At 41.3% G+C, this 14,490-nt stretch carries 16 protein-coding genes; 12 read left to right on the forward strand and 4 right to left on the reverse strand.

What is annotated here, in order from left to right; translation table 11 throughout:
- The first annotated feature begins 118 nt into the window (after positions 1-118).
- The 3 genes from ACFG4S_RS17035 to ACFG4S_RS17045 all read left to right on the forward strand — a co-directional run bounded on the left by ACFG4S_RS17035 (position 119) and on the right by ACFG4S_RS17045 (position 2,650).
- Positions 119-583 carry a CBS domain-containing protein gene (locus ACFG4S_RS17035; RefSeq protein WP_392530257.1) on the forward strand — a complete coding sequence of 155 codons (465 nt, stop codon included), beginning with the start codon at positions 119-121 and terminating at the stop codon, positions 581-583.
- A 127-nt stretch (positions 584-710) separates the two neighbouring features.
- Complete coding sequence (nblB, locus tag ACFG4S_RS17040) at positions 711-1,376, forward strand: phycobilisome degradation protein NblB (RefSeq protein WP_392530258.1); 666 nt, start codon at positions 711-713, stop codon at positions 1,374-1,376.
- A 545-nt stretch (positions 1,377-1,921) separates the two neighbouring features.
- Positions 1,922-2,650 carry an LEVG family PEP-CTERM protein gene (locus ACFG4S_RS17045; protein ID WP_392530259.1) on the forward strand — a complete coding sequence of 243 codons (729 nt, stop codon included), beginning with the start codon at positions 1,922-1,924 and terminating at the stop codon, positions 2,648-2,650.
- Positions 2,651-2,876: 226 nt separating this feature from the next.
- Here the strand turns inward: ACFG4S_RS17045 and ACFG4S_RS17050 are convergent, their stop codons facing one another.
- Complete coding sequence (locus ACFG4S_RS17050; protein WP_392530260.1) at positions 2,877-3,395, reverse strand: DUF456 domain-containing protein; 519 nt, start codon at positions 3,393-3,395, stop codon at positions 2,877-2,879.
- A 481-nt stretch (positions 3,396-3,876) separates the two neighbouring features.
- On the opposite strand from ACFG4S_RS17050, the gene ACFG4S_RS17055 reads away from it, so the two are divergent.
- On the forward strand, positions 3,877-4,782 hold the full coding sequence (locus ACFG4S_RS17055) for a M48 family metallopeptidase (protein ID WP_392530261.1): 906 nt from the start codon (positions 3,877-3,879) through the stop codon (positions 4,780-4,782).
- Between the two features lie 227 nt (positions 4,783-5,009).
- On the opposite strand, the gene ACFG4S_RS17060 is transcribed toward ACFG4S_RS17055, so the two are convergent.
- The gene (locus ACFG4S_RS17060) at positions 5,010-5,669 is read right to left on the reverse strand and encodes a cofactor assembly of complex C subunit B (protein WP_392530262.1); all 660 of its coding nucleotides are present in this window, start codon (positions 5,667-5,669) and stop codon (positions 5,010-5,012) included.
- 100 nt (positions 5,670-5,769) lie between these two features.
- Positions 5,770-6,498 (reverse strand): response regulator transcription factor RpaB, encoded by a 729-nt coding sequence (rpaB, locus tag ACFG4S_RS17065; protein WP_392530263.1) that lies wholly within the window; start codon positions 6,496-6,498, stop codon positions 5,770-5,772.
- Positions 6,499-6,668: 170 nt separating this feature from the next.
- Here rpaB and radA point away from each other — a divergent pair, with 170 nt between their 5' ends.
- From radA to ACFG4S_RS17080, 3 genes are all read left to right on the forward strand, one after another.
- On the forward strand, positions 6,669-8,195 hold the full coding sequence (radA, locus tag ACFG4S_RS17070; RefSeq protein WP_392530264.1) for a DNA repair protein RadA: 1,527 nt from the start codon (positions 6,669-6,671) through the stop codon (positions 8,193-8,195).
- A 121-nt stretch (positions 8,196-8,316) separates the two neighbouring features.
- Positions 8,317-9,063: a Uma2 family endonuclease gene (locus tag ACFG4S_RS17075; protein WP_392536008.1), complete on the forward strand. Its 747-nt coding sequence runs from the start codon at positions 8,317-8,319 to the stop codon at positions 9,061-9,063.
- Positions 9,064-9,392: 329 nt separating this feature from the next.
- Entirely contained in the window at positions 9,393-9,668 is a 276-nt protein-coding gene (locus ACFG4S_RS17080; protein ID WP_392530265.1) for a hypothetical protein, read from the forward strand.
- Between the two features lie 78 nt (positions 9,669-9,746).
- Here the strand turns inward: ACFG4S_RS17080 and ACFG4S_RS17085 are convergent, their stop codons facing one another.
- Positions 9,747-10,073 (reverse strand): hypothetical protein, encoded by a 327-nt coding sequence (locus ACFG4S_RS17085; RefSeq protein WP_392530266.1) that lies wholly within the window; start codon positions 10,071-10,073, stop codon positions 9,747-9,749.
- Positions 10,074-10,157: 84 nt separating this feature from the next.
- Between ACFG4S_RS17085 and ACFG4S_RS17090 the strand changes: the two genes are divergently transcribed.
- The 5 genes from ACFG4S_RS17090 to ACFG4S_RS17110 all read left to right on the forward strand — a co-directional run bounded on the left by ACFG4S_RS17090 (position 10,158) and on the right by ACFG4S_RS17110 (position 14,345).
- Positions 10,158-12,812, forward strand: coding sequence for a protein kinase (locus ACFG4S_RS17090; RefSeq protein ID WP_392530267.1), 2,655 nt, complete (start codon positions 10,158-10,160; stop codon positions 12,810-12,812).
- A gap of 27 nt (positions 12,813-12,839) precedes the next feature.
- On the forward strand, positions 12,840-13,127 hold the full coding sequence (locus tag ACFG4S_RS17095) for a DUF4258 domain-containing protein (RefSeq protein ID WP_392530268.1): 288 nt from the start codon (positions 12,840-12,842) through the stop codon (positions 13,125-13,127).
- 14 nt (positions 13,128-13,141) lie between these two features.
- Positions 13,142-13,393 (forward strand): DUF2283 domain-containing protein, encoded by a 252-nt coding sequence (locus ACFG4S_RS17100; protein WP_335055501.1) that lies wholly within the window; start codon positions 13,142-13,144, stop codon positions 13,391-13,393.
- Between the two features lie 129 nt (positions 13,394-13,522).
- A complete protein-coding gene (locus tag ACFG4S_RS17105; protein ID WP_392530269.1) occupies positions 13,523-13,762 on the forward strand; it encodes a hypothetical protein in 240 nt (79 codons plus the stop codon).
- A gap of 256 nt (positions 13,763-14,018) precedes the next feature.
- Positions 14,019-14,345, forward strand: a complete 327-nt coding sequence (locus ACFG4S_RS17110) for a DUF433 domain-containing protein (RefSeq protein ID WP_392530270.1) — start codon at positions 14,019-14,021, stop codon at positions 14,343-14,345.
- The last annotated feature ends 145 nt before the right edge of the window (positions 14,346-14,490 follow it).

The raw sequence follows: 14,490 nt of genomic DNA on the forward strand, positions 1-14,490 counted from the left end.
AACAGCACTCAGCACTCAGCACTCCCAATCCCGTAACAATCTATGAATTGCCTCAGGTTGAGTCCCGCAATTTTCTACAATAGGCGCAGGGACTTTGATTAAAGGTGTCAGTAAATAAATGCCTAAAACCGTTGCCGATGTGATGAGCCGCGATCCGATTGTGGTTCGGGCAGAAACTCCACTGAAGGAAGCTATCCAAATTTTGGCAGAACGCCACATCAGTGGGCTACCTGTTGTGGATGATGCCGGTAAATTGGTGGGCATTATCTCAGAAACCGATTTGATGTGGCAAGAAACTGGTGTAACCCCACCTGCATACATCATGTTTCTTGATAGTGTTATCTATTTGAAAAACCCTGCTACATATGAACGTGATTTACATAAGGCATTAGGGCAAACCGTTGGTGAAGTGATGAGTAACAACCCCATCACTATTTCCCCTGATAAAACTTTAAAGGAAGCGGCTACAGTTATGCACGATCGCAGCGTTCACCGCTTGCCAGTACTTGACAGCACAGGCCAAGTAATTGGTATCCTCACTCGTGGGGATATTATTCGGGCAATGGCAGCCAGTCAAGATTAATCATTGGTTATTGGTCATTAGTCATTGGTCATTAGTCATTGGTCATTGGTCATTAGTCAAGAGTTTTTGACGCTTGAATTTTGGCTTTTGGCTCTTTTTTATACGTTTGAAAATCAAGGATAACTAAATGAGTATTACTCCGGAGTCTGTTAAGCAAATGCTTGGTTCTCAAGATTTAGGCGATCGCTTACGTGCAGTAAATCAAATCCGTCAATTAGAACCAGCCATCGGCTTTGAATTGATTCAAAATGCGATCGGTGACAGCAATGCCCGTGTCCGATACTCCGCGGTGAGTCAAATGGATACGCTCGGAACACAGGATTTACAGTTATCCTTGAATATCTTACGCGATCGCTTGCTCAATGACCCGGAAATAGATGTACAAGCAGCAGCAGCAGACTGTTTGGGCGCTCTGAAGTTACACGAAGCTTTTGAAGACTTGGAAAAGCTGTATCATACAACCAATGAATGGTTAATACAATTTAGTATCATTGCTACATTAGGAGAGTTAGGCGATCCACGAGCTTTTGAACTACTTAAACAGGCACTCTCATCAGATAATGAATTAGTTCAAACTGCGGCTATTAGTTCTTTGGGTGAATTGGGAAATTTAGAAGCAGTTACCCTTTTGGCTCCTTATGCTACCAACCCAGATTGGCAAATCCGTTACAGACTTGTGCAAGCCTTGACTCATTTGGGTAGTGCAGAAGCCAAATCTATATTAGAAACTCTGGTTGATGATGATGTAGAAGCGATCGCCACTGAAGCTAAAAAATATTTGCAATCAGCTTAAGTCTGTACTTTTCAGACACTAACGATAAAAGCAACCCCTTTTTTCAGTTTCTATACTTGTAAAACCCTTTCACACTGTGGAGGCAATATGGTTCGGTTAAAGGGGAAAGGTTAAAGGGATTCATGTTTTGAATACATCCTTTCCCCTTTACCCCTTACCCTTTCCCCAGACCACACTCGATTGTGAAAAATGCTTATCCGAACCGTATTGACTGTGAAGGGGTTTTTGATTTTTTCAGAAGACAGGCTAAAAGAAGCGCTTAAATCCTGTCCGAAGTTTTGTCATCAAAAACTTTTAATTTCTCAGTGAAGATACAGTGAATTATTCAATACCAGTTTTATTTTATGCTAGTACGTGATTAATTCATGTATAAATTACGCCAATTAAAAAAATTAGTTCTAAAAATATTCATATAGAGTAATTCACTAGTAAAGATTATGTAAATTAAGACTCAGGTAGATGCACTTAGGTAATTGCCGCGGCTAATATACGAATATACAAAGGCAATGAACACCAGGTATTACTAATCAGAGGGAAAAATTCTAATGAAAAAGTTCACTATTATAGCAACAACATTTATCGCATCAACTATAGGTTTAAATCTGGTTGGTGGTATATCTAAGGCTCAAGCTTTTTCTTTAGTTCCCACAACAGAAGGGGAAATAAAATTGACAAATGTTGCTTGTGTGACTGGTAGCTGTATTGATACAACTCCCTTAGGTTATACAGTAACCAGTGAAGTTTATAGCGCAGATTACAAGCCAAGTTTATTATTTAGTGATGATAGTTCAACAACAAATAATTATGGCTTTGGTATTTCGTTTGGTGCGCCAGATGGAGGAACTAATACAATTGCAGGTGAAAACTGGTTCCGTCCTGTGGCTATAAGAACTAACGGTAAACTACCTGAAAATGGTCAATTGGAAGTTGGTAAGTTTAAGTTTAACTTTACTAGCACAATTAGCGAGTTAGTATTATCATTCTTTGATGTGGAAGATACAGGTACTTCTATTCTGAATGTTAATGGTAATCCTTTTGCAGGAGCAATTACTCCAGGAAGTAATGCCAATATCAAGACAGTTACCCTCACAAATGTCAATTCATTGGAGGTCAAACTGGGTAATATTGGTGGTAGATTCGCCACTGGTGATGGTGTTCGCTTGAATGTCAACCAAACTGTACCTGAACCAGGAACTACTGCAAGCTTAGGTCTTTTGGGATTAGTAGCTTTGTTCGGTTTGCAAAAGCGTAAAAAAGTCTCACAAGCTGTTTAATGTAAACCATCACTGTGGTTTAATCCAAGATTATAAATTCAAAAAATAATTAATTTTGAATGATAAATCTTGTATATAAAAGATTAGCACTTTGACCTATTTTTTCCTGGGGGATCAATTTTTTACTGTTAGATTGAGTAGATAGAGTAACTAATTATGTAAGTTAGTTATTCTTATCTACTCAATTTTCTTATTTGGGTAAATTCAGTAAAATCCTCAATAAATTCTAAGCACCGTATACTTGTGACCAAGTTGTAATTATAAATACTGTAACTGCGGCGATCGCCAACAACCCTTGAATCAAATTCCCAACCAAAGACCCGACTACAATTCCGATACCCGCCTTAACGGCTAATCCTAATTCACGTCGGTAAAGATACTCACCAATAATTGCTCCCAAAAGCGGCCCTAGTAAAATTCCTAACAATGGACCTCCAAAAGGTAAAGCTGGTAATAATCCCAAAAATCCCAACACTAAACCGACAATTGCGCCAATTTGCCCCCACTTGCTAGCTCCAGCTTGTCTTGCTCCCACGTAACTAGCCAGAAAATCGACTCCGACACTGAGGAGCAAAACAATAATTGTTACAATTAATGGAATTTTGATAGCTGCAAAGGAACTGCTAACAATTCCCCAAATGATAATTGCAATTAAAATTAAGCTGCTACCGGGAATCGCAGGAACTACTGCGCCGATAATCCCTACAACCATTACCGTAACTAATAGCCAATAAACAATTTGCATAGATAAAATCTTAAATTCTCAAATTCCTAGTATGGGCGCACAGCTACAACTGTGCGATCGTGTAGCATATTCTAACCAAACAAGAACTGCTAAAAAATCATTTATAAAGTAAATCTATCGCATTTTGTGGCCTGTGAGTGTCTATCCACCTCCATTAAAGGCTGATATGTTAGGCATTTAATTTGTACATTTACCTGATGACTGAAAACTCGTCAACACTCAACGGCCATCAATAGTGTTTATATACTTTAGACGCGCATCAGTTTATTGATATCTGGCTAAACTTTCAACCTGAATCAAATATGATTTTCCAGTTTAATCTGGTAGAATCTGTTTCTAGATCGCTCTTGGTCGTTGTCGAGACTAATTAGTTGCTGGGCAGATGTGATTTATACTATTGATTTTTCTGAGCAGCAAGCAAGTAAAAGCACTTATCTTTTCTAATACTTTCCAAATATTGCTCTGAAAAAACTCAAAACCAATGGCGAGAAAAATATTAACTGGACTGAGTTCAAAAGCTTACGAACACCCCTTCGATCGCAAAGCCTTGGCTTCTTTGCAAAATATGCCCGGTGTTTCTCTACTACTCAAAAAAATTAACGAGTACGGTATCGATCGCCTACTCAGATTACAAAGTCTTGGGAGTGAAATCAGAATCACGCCCCGTAATTTTCCGTCATTACATCAGACATTTATAGAAACTTGCCAAATTCTTGATATCGACCCAGTTCCTGAACTGTATCTATTTCGAGGTACAGGTCATATTAATACTTATATTATTGGTGTCGAAAAACCCATTGTGGGGATTAATTTAGATGCAATGGAGTGGCTTAATATGGATGAGTTGCTTTACGTTTTCGGACATGAAGTTGCTCGCATTAAGAGTCAGCACATAGCTTATCACCAAATGGCAATCGTGATGCCGACTTTAAAAAACTTGTTGAGTAGTACTACACTGGGGTTCGGTGGCTTGGTAGCTGGTGGAATGGAATTGGCTTTATATAATTGGCGAATGATGGCTAGATTCACTGTCGATCGCGCTGGTTTGTTGGCATGTCAGGATATTAATGTTGCAACCACTGCATTGATGAAACTTGCCGGTTTACCAGATGAATATTTGACTCCTGCTGTAATTGAAGATTTCCTGATTCAAGCCCGTGAATTTGCATCTGAGAATTTTGATAGTGTAGATCGGGTAACTAAAATATTAAGTTATACAGAATCTGATCTTTCTTGGGTAGTTATGCGAACTGGCGAGTTATTGAAATGGGTTGATTCTGGAGAATATGATAATTTAATTCAACAGAAAAATTTAACGATATCCGAAGAAGAAGAAGGAAATACACCGGAAGAAAAAGAAGGGTGGAATTTTTTAACTTCTTGGTGACTTAATAATTTGTAATACTTCTCTACGAGAGGCTGCGCCAACGGCTACGCGGGAGTTGAATCCCGACTCACTTCGACGCCACTCAGTGCAAGTCGCTCGATTTGCGCGTAGTCGAAACTCAGTACAAGTTCGTAATTTCTTCAGGTTTGATTACATAAATACTGTGAAGATTGATGGTATCGAGATCCCTGACCTAAGAAGAAGTCAGGGATATAAGTTTTTGACGTTTAGTTTGCTTGGGTGGATGAAATTGAACTCAAAGTAACAGCTAATTTATCTGCAATTCCTGCAATCCAGTTTTCGTCTTGCTTGGTATAACTGCGAGGCGTATTCGCTCCCAAAATTAGGACACCTTGATTGCCAATAGGTTGACATATTACACCTTGTGTATTTTCTGGTAAATAATCAAATTCAAATCTACCGGGATATACTTTTAGTGCTACTAAATAAATCGGCTTTTGTTTTTCGAGTACCTGTTTTAAGATTACTCCTGGCACAACCTCAGATTTAGGACTCAAAATACCGCGACGCAACAAAACTTTATCTTGATAAAAAACTACTAGCGATCGCGTGACTGTATTAGTCAATAATAAATGAGATGCCCAAGCTAGTTCAATTTTTACAGCTTCTGGTAAGTCTGCTGCTAATACAAAACCCTCTTCTCCAATTAGTTCTACAGTATCAGGCGATCGCGGTTGCACCTGCTGCCAAATTAAACCCGTCAAAATTAACACCGCACTCAAAATTACACCCAGCACATCACCACGCGCTTGAGATTCCGTTAATTGCGATGTCAACAAACGGTTAATTAGCAAAAGCACAGCGCCTAGTCCACCTACAACAATGGGTAGACGCCGCAAAACTCGATTAGGATCAGGTTTATTCATTGGGAATTGGGCATTAGACAATAATTAATAGTTCTTCTTCCCCAGCTCCCTCTGCTCCCTCTGCTTCCCCTACCATCTTTCCCCCTGCTCTCTCATCTCCTCACTCCTCCCCTGGTTCAATAATTCGCTGGAAAAGATAACCAGTACCTCGCGCTGTCAATATCAATTCTGGGTTGCTGGGATCGTCTTCTAACTTTGCCCGTAAACGAGATATATGCACGTCTACTACACGGGTATCCACATGCCGTTCTGGCGTGTAACCCCATACTTCCTGTAAAATTTCTGAACGAGAAAAAGCTTCTCCAGAGCGACTGACTAACAACTCTAATAAGCTAAACTCCATACCTGTCAATCTAATGCGCTCATCGCCTTTGTAGACTTGTCGCTTATTTGTATCAATCCTAATGTTAGCGACATGAATCACCCCAGAACTAGGAATGCCAGAAGCACTGGTTTTGTCTACTCGCCGCAGCACCGAACGAATCCGGGCTTCTAGCTCTTTGGGGGAAAATGGTTTAACTACGTAGTCGTCAGCACCCAATTCTAACCCAGTAATGCGATCGGCTACATCACCTAAGGCTGTTAGCATAATAATAGGGACATCTGATTCCTTTCGTAATTCTTGACAAACACCATAGCCATCTAGCTTTGGCATCATCACATCTAAAACTACTAAATCTGGCTCAGCCTTGCGAAAAGTTTCCAAAGCCTCTTCCCCATCACCAGCTGTCACTACATCGTAGCCAATCATCGAAAGGCGCGTTTCCAAAATCCGGCGAATACTCGCTTCATCATCTACTACCAAGATTTTTTCTTTATGACTTTCCAAGTTGATCGAGGCTCCTTCAGTAAAAATTTACATGATTAATTTTTAATACCATAATATTAAGATATCATTCCATGAATTCATTTGGAAAAAGCTCTAACTACTACTATTATTGGATTTTAGTTTTATCCAAGAATTAAGCAAATATTAAGATTATTTAATAAGATTTAAAAATGGCAAAGCCAAAAACCTTCTACGTTTGTAACGATTGTGGGGCAGAATCGCCTCAATGGTTTGGGAAATGTCCAGCTTGCGGCACTTACAACTCTCTAGAAGAACAAATTTCTATTCAATCATCAGTAGATGTACCCACGAGAGGGGGAGTAAGTGGTTGGCAATCAACTCAAGGGAATGGCAAATCTCACTCTAAACCAGCTAAAGCACGAGCCTCTTTAACATTTGATCAAATTACCGATCGCCAAATTGCTCGCTGGGAATCTGGTTATGGAGAATTGGATCGGGTGCTTGGGGGTGGGGTTGTCCCTGGTTCTATGGTGCTGATTGGTGGCGATCCGGGTATTGGTAAATCTACTCTATTACTGCAAGTATCAAATCAATTAGCGCAGAAATATCGCATCCTTTATGTAACTGGTGAAGAATCGGGACAGCAGGTAAAATTACGAGCTTCTCGTTTGGGAGTATCAAAACCCTTAAGTGTGGTTAATGAAGAGAAGGTAACGGTAGTAGTAGATAGTACGCTTCCTATAGACCCTGATAGTATCGGTGCAGATTTATATGTACTGCCAGAAACAGATTTAGAAGAAATTTTACGAGAAATAGACTCTCTCAAGCCAAATGTGGCAGTAATAGATAGTATCCAAACGGTGTTTTTTCCGGCGCTGACTTCTGCACCAGGTTCGGTGGCTCAGGTACGGGAATGTACCGCAGCATTGATGAAGGTAGCGAAGCATGAAGATGTCACCATGCTGATTGTCGGACACGTGACCAAAGAAGGAGCGATCGCCGGGCCGAAAGTCTTAGAACATTTAGTTGATACAGTGTTGTATTTTGAAGGCGATCGCTTTGCCTCCCATCGGTTATTACGCACAGTCAAAAACCGCTTCGGCGCAACCCACGAAATCGGCATCTTTGAAATGGTGACGGATGGATTGCGGGAAGTCTCCAATCCCTCAGAGCTATTTTTAGGTAACCGTGACGATCCCGCGCCAGGTACTGCCATTGTAGTTGCTTGCGAAGGCACCCGCCCCATCGTTGTGGAATTGCAAGCTTTAGTAAGTCCTACCAGCTACCCTTCCCCTCGACGTGCTGGAACTGGCGTAGATTACAACCGCCTAGTGCAAATTCTCGCCGTCTTAGAAAAACGCGTGGGAATTCCGATGTCCAAATTAGATTCCTACGTTGCTTCTGCGGGTGGGTTGAATGTAGAAGAACCAGCAGTAGATTTAGGAATAGCGATCGCCATTGTAGCCAGTTTTCGCGATCGCATCGTCGATCCCGGCACAGTATTAATCGGTGAAGTTGGGTTAGGTGGACAAGTGCGATCGGTTTCCCAAATGGAACTGCGGTTGAAAGAAGCAGCTAAGTTGGGATTTAAAAGAGCGATCGTGCCCAAAGGGACAAAATTCCCCGACTTAAATATTGAAATATTACCAGTATCAAAAGTCATAGATGCAATTATCGCCGCCATCCCGCATCAGGAATTGACAGCCGACGATTTAGAACCCGATGAAGAAGAGTAAATATTGGGGACTGGGAAGATGAGGGAGAAGAATTAATAACCAATGCCCAATGCCCCATGCCCAATACTTCGACTTCGCTCAGTACAAGTGCCCAATGCCCAATCCTAAAGGAAAACCCATCATGACAACCCTCACCCAAGACTACCAAATCACTTGGGAAAAACTACCCGATGATTACAAACTCCCAGATGATCCAGTGGACAACATCAACCAACCAGCCTTAGCCGCTGCACTCACAGAAAGCCTACAATTAGCCGGAAAAATTTCAGCTAACACTTTAACAACAACTAATTACGGCATTTGTGCCACTCTAAACAACAAAATGGTCATTAAAGCCCCTGATTGGGCTTTCATTGCCAAAATTAATGTTAGTAGAGAAGAAGTAACACGCAGTTACACACCTCAATTACAGGGTGACATTCCCGTAATTGTGATGGAATTTGTTTCCGATACACAGGAGACAGAATATTCTATCAAAGCCACATATCCCCCAGGAAAATGGTTTTTCTACGAGCGCATTTTAAAAGTACCAAACTACATCATCTTTGAACCAGATAGCGGCAGTTTAGAGATGTATCGCTTAACTACAGAACAGTACATTTTGCAAGAGCCTGATGAAAATCAACGCTACTGGATAGCCGAGATGAATCTTTACCTTGGAGTATCCCAAGGTACTCGTGAAAATCGCGCCGGAAAGTGGTTACGGTGGTGGGATGAACAAGGAAACCTTTTGCCTTGGGGTTCTGAGTTAGCCCAACAGGAACACGAACGCGCCGAACAAGAACGCCAACGCGCTGAACAAGAACGCCAACGTGCTGAACGACTAGCAGCACAATTGCGGGCGGCGGGAATTGAGCCAGAAGATTAGATTTCCTGTAAATAATTTAGGTTTGCTAGATTAGCGGAAAATTTGCTAAATCTAGCATTTTTTTTATAAATATGAAATTTTAAATAATACTAATTAAAGCCAAAAGTTGACAGTGCTTTTGTTAATTAGTATTGCTAATATTACCAAAGCTAAGGCTAATTTATACCCGTTAAAACTTGAAAATTATGATTAATAATTTTCAAGTTTTTAGTTGACAAGTATAATTTTATACCTTAATATAAAGACATGATAAAGGCGATCGCCCAATCCCGCAAAAGATGAATGCGATCGCCCTTATCTGTCCCCCTTATCAGGAGATAAATACAATCATGGCACAACCAGAAGATTCCGCCCAGTCAAAGTTAGAACAGTTCTTAGGTGAATATTTAGATACACCCAGCGTCAATCAACCAATTCAAAAGCCACTTCCTCAAAGAAAACCGGTTAAGCATCTATTGATTGGTTCAACCAAAGCCGTTACCAGTACAATTCACTACTTACAGGTAATTGGCTACGCCAGCGTAGGGGAATGGAGTCCACTAGTACCAACCGGCAACCCAGATGAGGTAATGAGTATTTTAATTCGGCAAATTCTGATGCAATAGTTTTTAGATCCCCGACTTTTCAAAAAAGTCGGGGATCTGTACAATGCAAATTTTCACAAATCAGATAGGATTATTGGATTAATTTTTGTCTATTCCCATATCCCTGTTTTCTGTCTCGTTGGATTCTTGCGCTTCATTAGCAATCATCCCATTGATGTAGGTAACAATTATCACTAATTCCCCAATAGCTTCGAGTTCAGCCTCTTCTTCTGGTGTCTGAGAATTAGCTGTTTTCTTATCAACAAGTTCTTGCATCCGATCTGACAATTCATCTGTAATTTTAAATAGGTTAATATTACTAACTTTTTCGAGTTGAATACCATTCTCTAGCCAGGATGATGGTTTAACTACTGCGATCGCCATAGGTTGATTACGATTGAATACACTGCTTATTGTAAGCTGCATCAGAATCGCCTTAAATCTCCTTTGCCAAATGGCGATATCTATGGTGTGCCAAAATAAATATCAGTAAAACTACGGTCTTGACTAATGGCGTGGAATCCAGGGCAGCAGTTATTCGGCGATCGCTACATCATCGAGAGAAAATTAGGCGAGGGTGGAGTTGGTATTACCTATCTCGCTAAAAATCGACGCGGTGAGTTGCGAGTCATCAAAACCCTCAGAGAACAAATCCTGAATCATCCCGCCTGGATAAACAAGCAAGATAAATTACGGCACGACTTTCGAGATGAAGCTTTGCGACTGGCTTTATGTCGCCATCCTCATATTGTGCAGGTAGAAAATGTCTTTGATGAAGGTAATTTGCCATGTATGGCGATGGAGTACATCGAAGGCGAAGATTTGGGGAAGCGAATAACTGAAAAAGGGGCGTTACCGGAAGCGGAAGCACTGCAATATATTCAGCAAATTGGCGACGCTTTAACTTTAGTTCACGAAAAAGGCTTACTGCATAGGGATTTAAAGTCGAGTAACATCATGATGCGTGCGGGTAAACAAGAAGCAGTGCTAATTGACTTTGGTATTGCCAGACAATTTATTCCCGGTGGAGTTTTACAGCATACAGAGAATCTTACCCCTGGTTATGCTCCACCTGAGCAGTATGTCCCCGATGCCGAACGGGGGGAATATATTGATGTTTACGCCTTAGCTGCGACGCTGTATTCTTTGCTGACTGGACAGTTGCCAATGCCAGCACCAGCTAGACTGCAAAATTTTACCATGCGATCGCCAAAAGATTTGAATAGCAGTGTTAGCGATCGGGTGAATGACGCAATTATGAAGGGGATGGCGTTAAATTACAAGTTTCGTCCCCAGTCGGTGCAGGATTTATTGGATTTGTTGGGTGCAAGTCCCATACCATTAGCACAACCAGTAATACCTTCTCCTTACATACCCCCATCTTGGGAATGCGTCCACATCATAGCAAGTATTTCTAAAGTAATTGGTCTTAGCCGCAAAGGAGATATCGTAGCATCTGTGGCAAAAAATTCAGTTATTCATTTGTTTTCATCAACTACAGGTCAACTTCTCCGCACCCTGAGTGGTCATTCCGACTGGGTTAAATCTGTTGCCATTAGTAGTGATGGGCAAATGCTGGCTAGCGGTAGTTGGGACAACACTATCAAACTGTGGAACGTGCAAACAGGCAGAGAAATTCGCACCCTGAGTGGTCATTCCCACTCGGTTAATTCTGTTGCCATCAATAGTGATGGGCAAATGCTGGCTAGTGGTAGTTCGGACAACACTATCAAACTGTGGAATGTGCAAACAGGAAAAGAAATTCGCACCCTGAGTGGTCATTCCCACTCGGTTAATTCTGTTGCCATCAATAGTGATGGGCAAATGCTGGCTAGTGGTAGTTCGGACAACACTATCAAACTGTGGAATGTGCAAACAGGAAAAGAAATTCGCACCCTGAGTGGTCATTCCCACTCGGTTAATTCTGTTGCCATCAATAGTGATGGGCAAATGCTGGCTAGTGGTAGTTCGGACAACACTATCAAACTGTGGAATGTGCAAACAGGCAAAGAAATTTGCACCCTGAGTGGTCATTCCGACGGGGTTAATTCTGTCGCCATCAGTAGTGATGGGCAAATGCTGGCTAGTGGTAGTTCGGACAACACTATCAAACTGTGGGGACTATCAAAACACTGGCTACAAAAGATAAAAGTTAGAGAAATTCGCACCCTAAGTGGTCGTTCCCACTGGGTTAATTCTGTCGCCATCAGTAGTGATGGGCAAATGCTGGCTAGTGGTAGTTGGGTCAAACTGTGGAATGTGCAAACAGGCAGAGAAATTTGCACCTTGAGTGGTTATGCTCATTCCGGGTCTGTTAATTCTGTTGCCATTAGTAGTGATGGGCAAATCCTGGTTAGTGGTAGTTGGGACAATACCATCAAACTGTGGAATGTGCAAACAGGAAAAGAAATTCGCACCCTGAGTGGTCATTCCCACTCGGTTAATTCTGTTGCTATTAGTAGTGATGGGCAAATGCTGGCTAGTGGTAGTTCGGACAATACTATCAAACTGTGGAATGTGCAAACAGGTAAAGAAATTTGCACCCTGAGTGGTCATTCCGACGGGGTTAATTCTGTTGCCATCAGTAGTGATGGGCACATGCTGGCTAGTGGTAGTTCGGACAACACTATCAAACTGTGGAATGTGCAAACAGGTAAAGAAATTCGTACCCTGAGTGGTCATTCTCTATGGGTTAAATCTGTTGCCATTAGTAGTGATGGGCAAATGCTGGCTAGCGGTAGTTGGGACAACACTATCAAACTGTGGAACGTGCAAACAGGCAAAGAAATTCGCACCCTGAGTGGTCATTCTTACTTTGTTAATTCTGTTGCCATTAGTAGTGATGGGCAAATGCTGGCTAGTGGTAGTTGGGACAACACTATCAAACTGTGGAACGTGCAAACAGGCAGAGAAATTCGCACCCTGAGTGGTCATTCCCTATGGGTTAATTCTGTTGCCATCAGTAGTGATGGGCAAATGCTGGCTAGTGGTAGTTGGGACAACACTATCAAACTGTGGAATGTGCAAACAGGCAGAGAAATTCACAGCTTTACTCATTTTAATAATGTTTTGTCCGTCGCGTTTAGCCCTAATGAAGCTTGGCTTGCTGCTGGTGATAATAGCGGAAATATCAAAATATGGCGATCGCAGTTAATTGTAGAATAACAGCGTCAAAATATCATCTTCAAAGAAATGGTAGACCGTCCAAGAGGAGATAATACAGGAGTAAAGCCCATCAGATTTTCCCAACACGCTTTGGGTTATGTGACAAAACGCGGTTTCACAATAGCTGAAGTAGAAGAAAGCATCCGCAGTAGTTCCTGGGAAGAAGCTGAAGAAAATCGTTTACAATGCCACAAAGACTTTACCTTCGGTCAAGAATGGAATGGTAAGGTTTATGCTACAAAACGAATCCGCCCGATATTCATGGAAAAAGCCACAGAAATTGTAGTTATAACCGTTTACACTTATTACTTTTAAACAGAGATATTCCTATGAAAATTAGCTATGATGCCGAAGTTGATGCTCTCAGTATCACTTTCCGCGAAACCACTGTAACAACGCAACATTTAGCTGAAGGAATCGCCGCCGATTATGATGCAGAAGGACAATTAGCTGGTATCGAGATATTAGATGCTGTCAAACGATTTGGCGGACAAGAAACTCTCCGCCAAGTAATTATTGAAGGAATAGGTTTGTCAGTTACTAGTGAAAACATGACAAATGTTGAAAAAACAACAGCCTGACAATGAAAATTACTTACGATCCAAGGTACAACATAGCTAAGAGTCGCACATCGTAAAGATATTTATAGAATTTTTCCTTAATACAATATCTTTAGAGAAACACATATCATAAATTGTATCGCGCTGACTATGACAACCGTAATTGCTAGACCTTCATCCTTAATTGGCAGTATCAGAATAGAAAAGCTGGATAAATTTAACCTATTCAAATTTAATGATGAACTGCAAGCACGGATGGAAGAACTTTTAGAACGCAAAAAAGCTGATTTACTAACTCCAGAAGAAGCGATCGCACTTGAAGAAATTGGAGAACTAGATAGAATTTTCACCCATATCAACGCGATGCTAGTAGCTCAACACAATAATTGATGATGCTACTAAAGAAATTGTCCGAAAACGGAGAGGCTCAAATCCCCGACTTATTTAACAAGTCGGGGATCTTGTTATTCACCAATAATTTAGGATTGCTATATAGGTGATACTTCACTAATTATCAGCTTGGGTGCGATCGCCGCTCAATTAGCTTTAATATCCTTGGGTTATCGCCGGAAATAAACTGTATCGATCTCAAACCTATCTCAAACAGTAACACTTTCAATACAGTGCCATGAATAGAAACTAGCCCATGAATACGCGATTGGTCGATTCACTTGTACAAATCATCGAATCCCTCACCCCAGAAGAACGCATCTTTTTGCAACAACGACTAAGCAACCAGCCAATTCAAGTGACAGTTGGTATTTGTGGTGGACAACCACGCATTCGCAACACGCGCATCCCTGTGTCGACGCTGGTTGCTTTTCGCCAACAGGGAGCAGATGAGGAAGAGTTACTGCGAAACTACCCTACCCTAACCCATAACGATTTAACAGCTGCCTGGACTTATTACGAACAGCACCGCGAACAATTAAATCGAGCAATCATCACGTTCGTTGAGGATGATGATGGTTAAACTCTACTCTAATGAGAATTTTCCAATGGATATAGTCAGAGAACTACGCCAATTAGACTACGATGTTCTCACTTCCTAGGAAGTAGGACAAGCAAATCAAGGTATCCCTGATGAGGAAGTTCTCACGTTTGCCATACAAAACCAG

Source organism: Nostoc sp. C117 (genome assembly GCF_043099735.1).
Lineage (GTDB): Bacteria > Cyanobacteriota > Cyanobacteriia > Cyanobacteriales > Nostocaceae > Nostoc.

What these genes read in the sequence shown, in the direction of transcription:
- ACFG4S_RS17035 (WP_392530257.1), top strand. Translation starts at nt 119, where the DNA reads ATGCCTAAAACCGTTGCCGATGTGATGAGCCGCGATCCGATTGTGGTT.
- nblB (WP_392530258.1), top strand. Translation starts at nt 711, where the DNA reads ATGAGTATTACTCCGGAGTCTGTTAAGCAAATGCTTGGTTCTCAAGAT.
- ACFG4S_RS17045 (WP_392530259.1), top strand. Translation starts at nt 1,922, where the DNA reads ATGAAAAAGTTCACTATTATAGCAACAACATTTATCGCATCAACTATA.
- ACFG4S_RS17050 (WP_392530260.1), bottom strand. Translation starts at nt 3,395, where the DNA reads ATGCAAATTGTTTATTGGCTATTAGTTACGGTAATGGTTGTAGGGATT.
- ACFG4S_RS17055 (WP_392530261.1), top strand. Translation starts at nt 3,877, where the DNA reads ATGGCGAGAAAAATATTAACTGGACTGAGTTCAAAAGCTTACGAACAC.
- ACFG4S_RS17060 (WP_392530262.1), bottom strand. Translation starts at nt 5,669, where the DNA reads ATGAATAAACCTGATCCTAATCGAGTTTTGCGGCGTCTACCCATTGTT.
- radA (WP_392530264.1), top strand. Translation starts at nt 6,669, where the DNA reads ATGGCAAAGCCAAAAACCTTCTACGTTTGTAACGATTGTGGGGCAGAA.
- ACFG4S_RS17075 (WP_392536008.1), top strand. Translation starts at nt 8,317, where the DNA reads ATGACAACCCTCACCCAAGACTACCAAATCACTTGGGAAAAACTACCC.
- ACFG4S_RS17080 (WP_392530265.1), top strand. Translation starts at nt 9,393, where the DNA reads ATGGCACAACCAGAAGATTCCGCCCAGTCAAAGTTAGAACAGTTCTTA.
- ACFG4S_RS17085 (WP_392530266.1), bottom strand. Translation starts at nt 10,073, where the DNA reads ATGCAGCTTACAATAAGCAGTGTATTCAATCGTAATCAACCTATGGCG.
- ACFG4S_RS17090 (WP_392530267.1), top strand. Translation starts at nt 10,158, where the DNA reads ATGGCGTGGAATCCAGGGCAGCAGTTATTCGGCGATCGCTACATCATC.
- ACFG4S_RS17095 (WP_392530268.1), top strand. Translation starts at nt 12,840, where the DNA reads ATGGTAGACCGTCCAAGAGGAGATAATACAGGAGTAAAGCCCATCAGA.
- ACFG4S_RS17100 (WP_335055501.1), top strand. Translation starts at nt 13,142, where the DNA reads ATGAAAATTAGCTATGATGCCGAAGTTGATGCTCTCAGTATCACTTTC.
- ACFG4S_RS17105 (WP_392530269.1), top strand. Translation starts at nt 13,523, where the DNA reads ATGACAACCGTAATTGCTAGACCTTCATCCTTAATTGGCAGTATCAGA.
- ACFG4S_RS17110 (WP_392530270.1), top strand. Translation starts at nt 14,019, where the DNA reads ATGAATACGCGATTGGTCGATTCACTTGTACAAATCATCGAATCCCTC.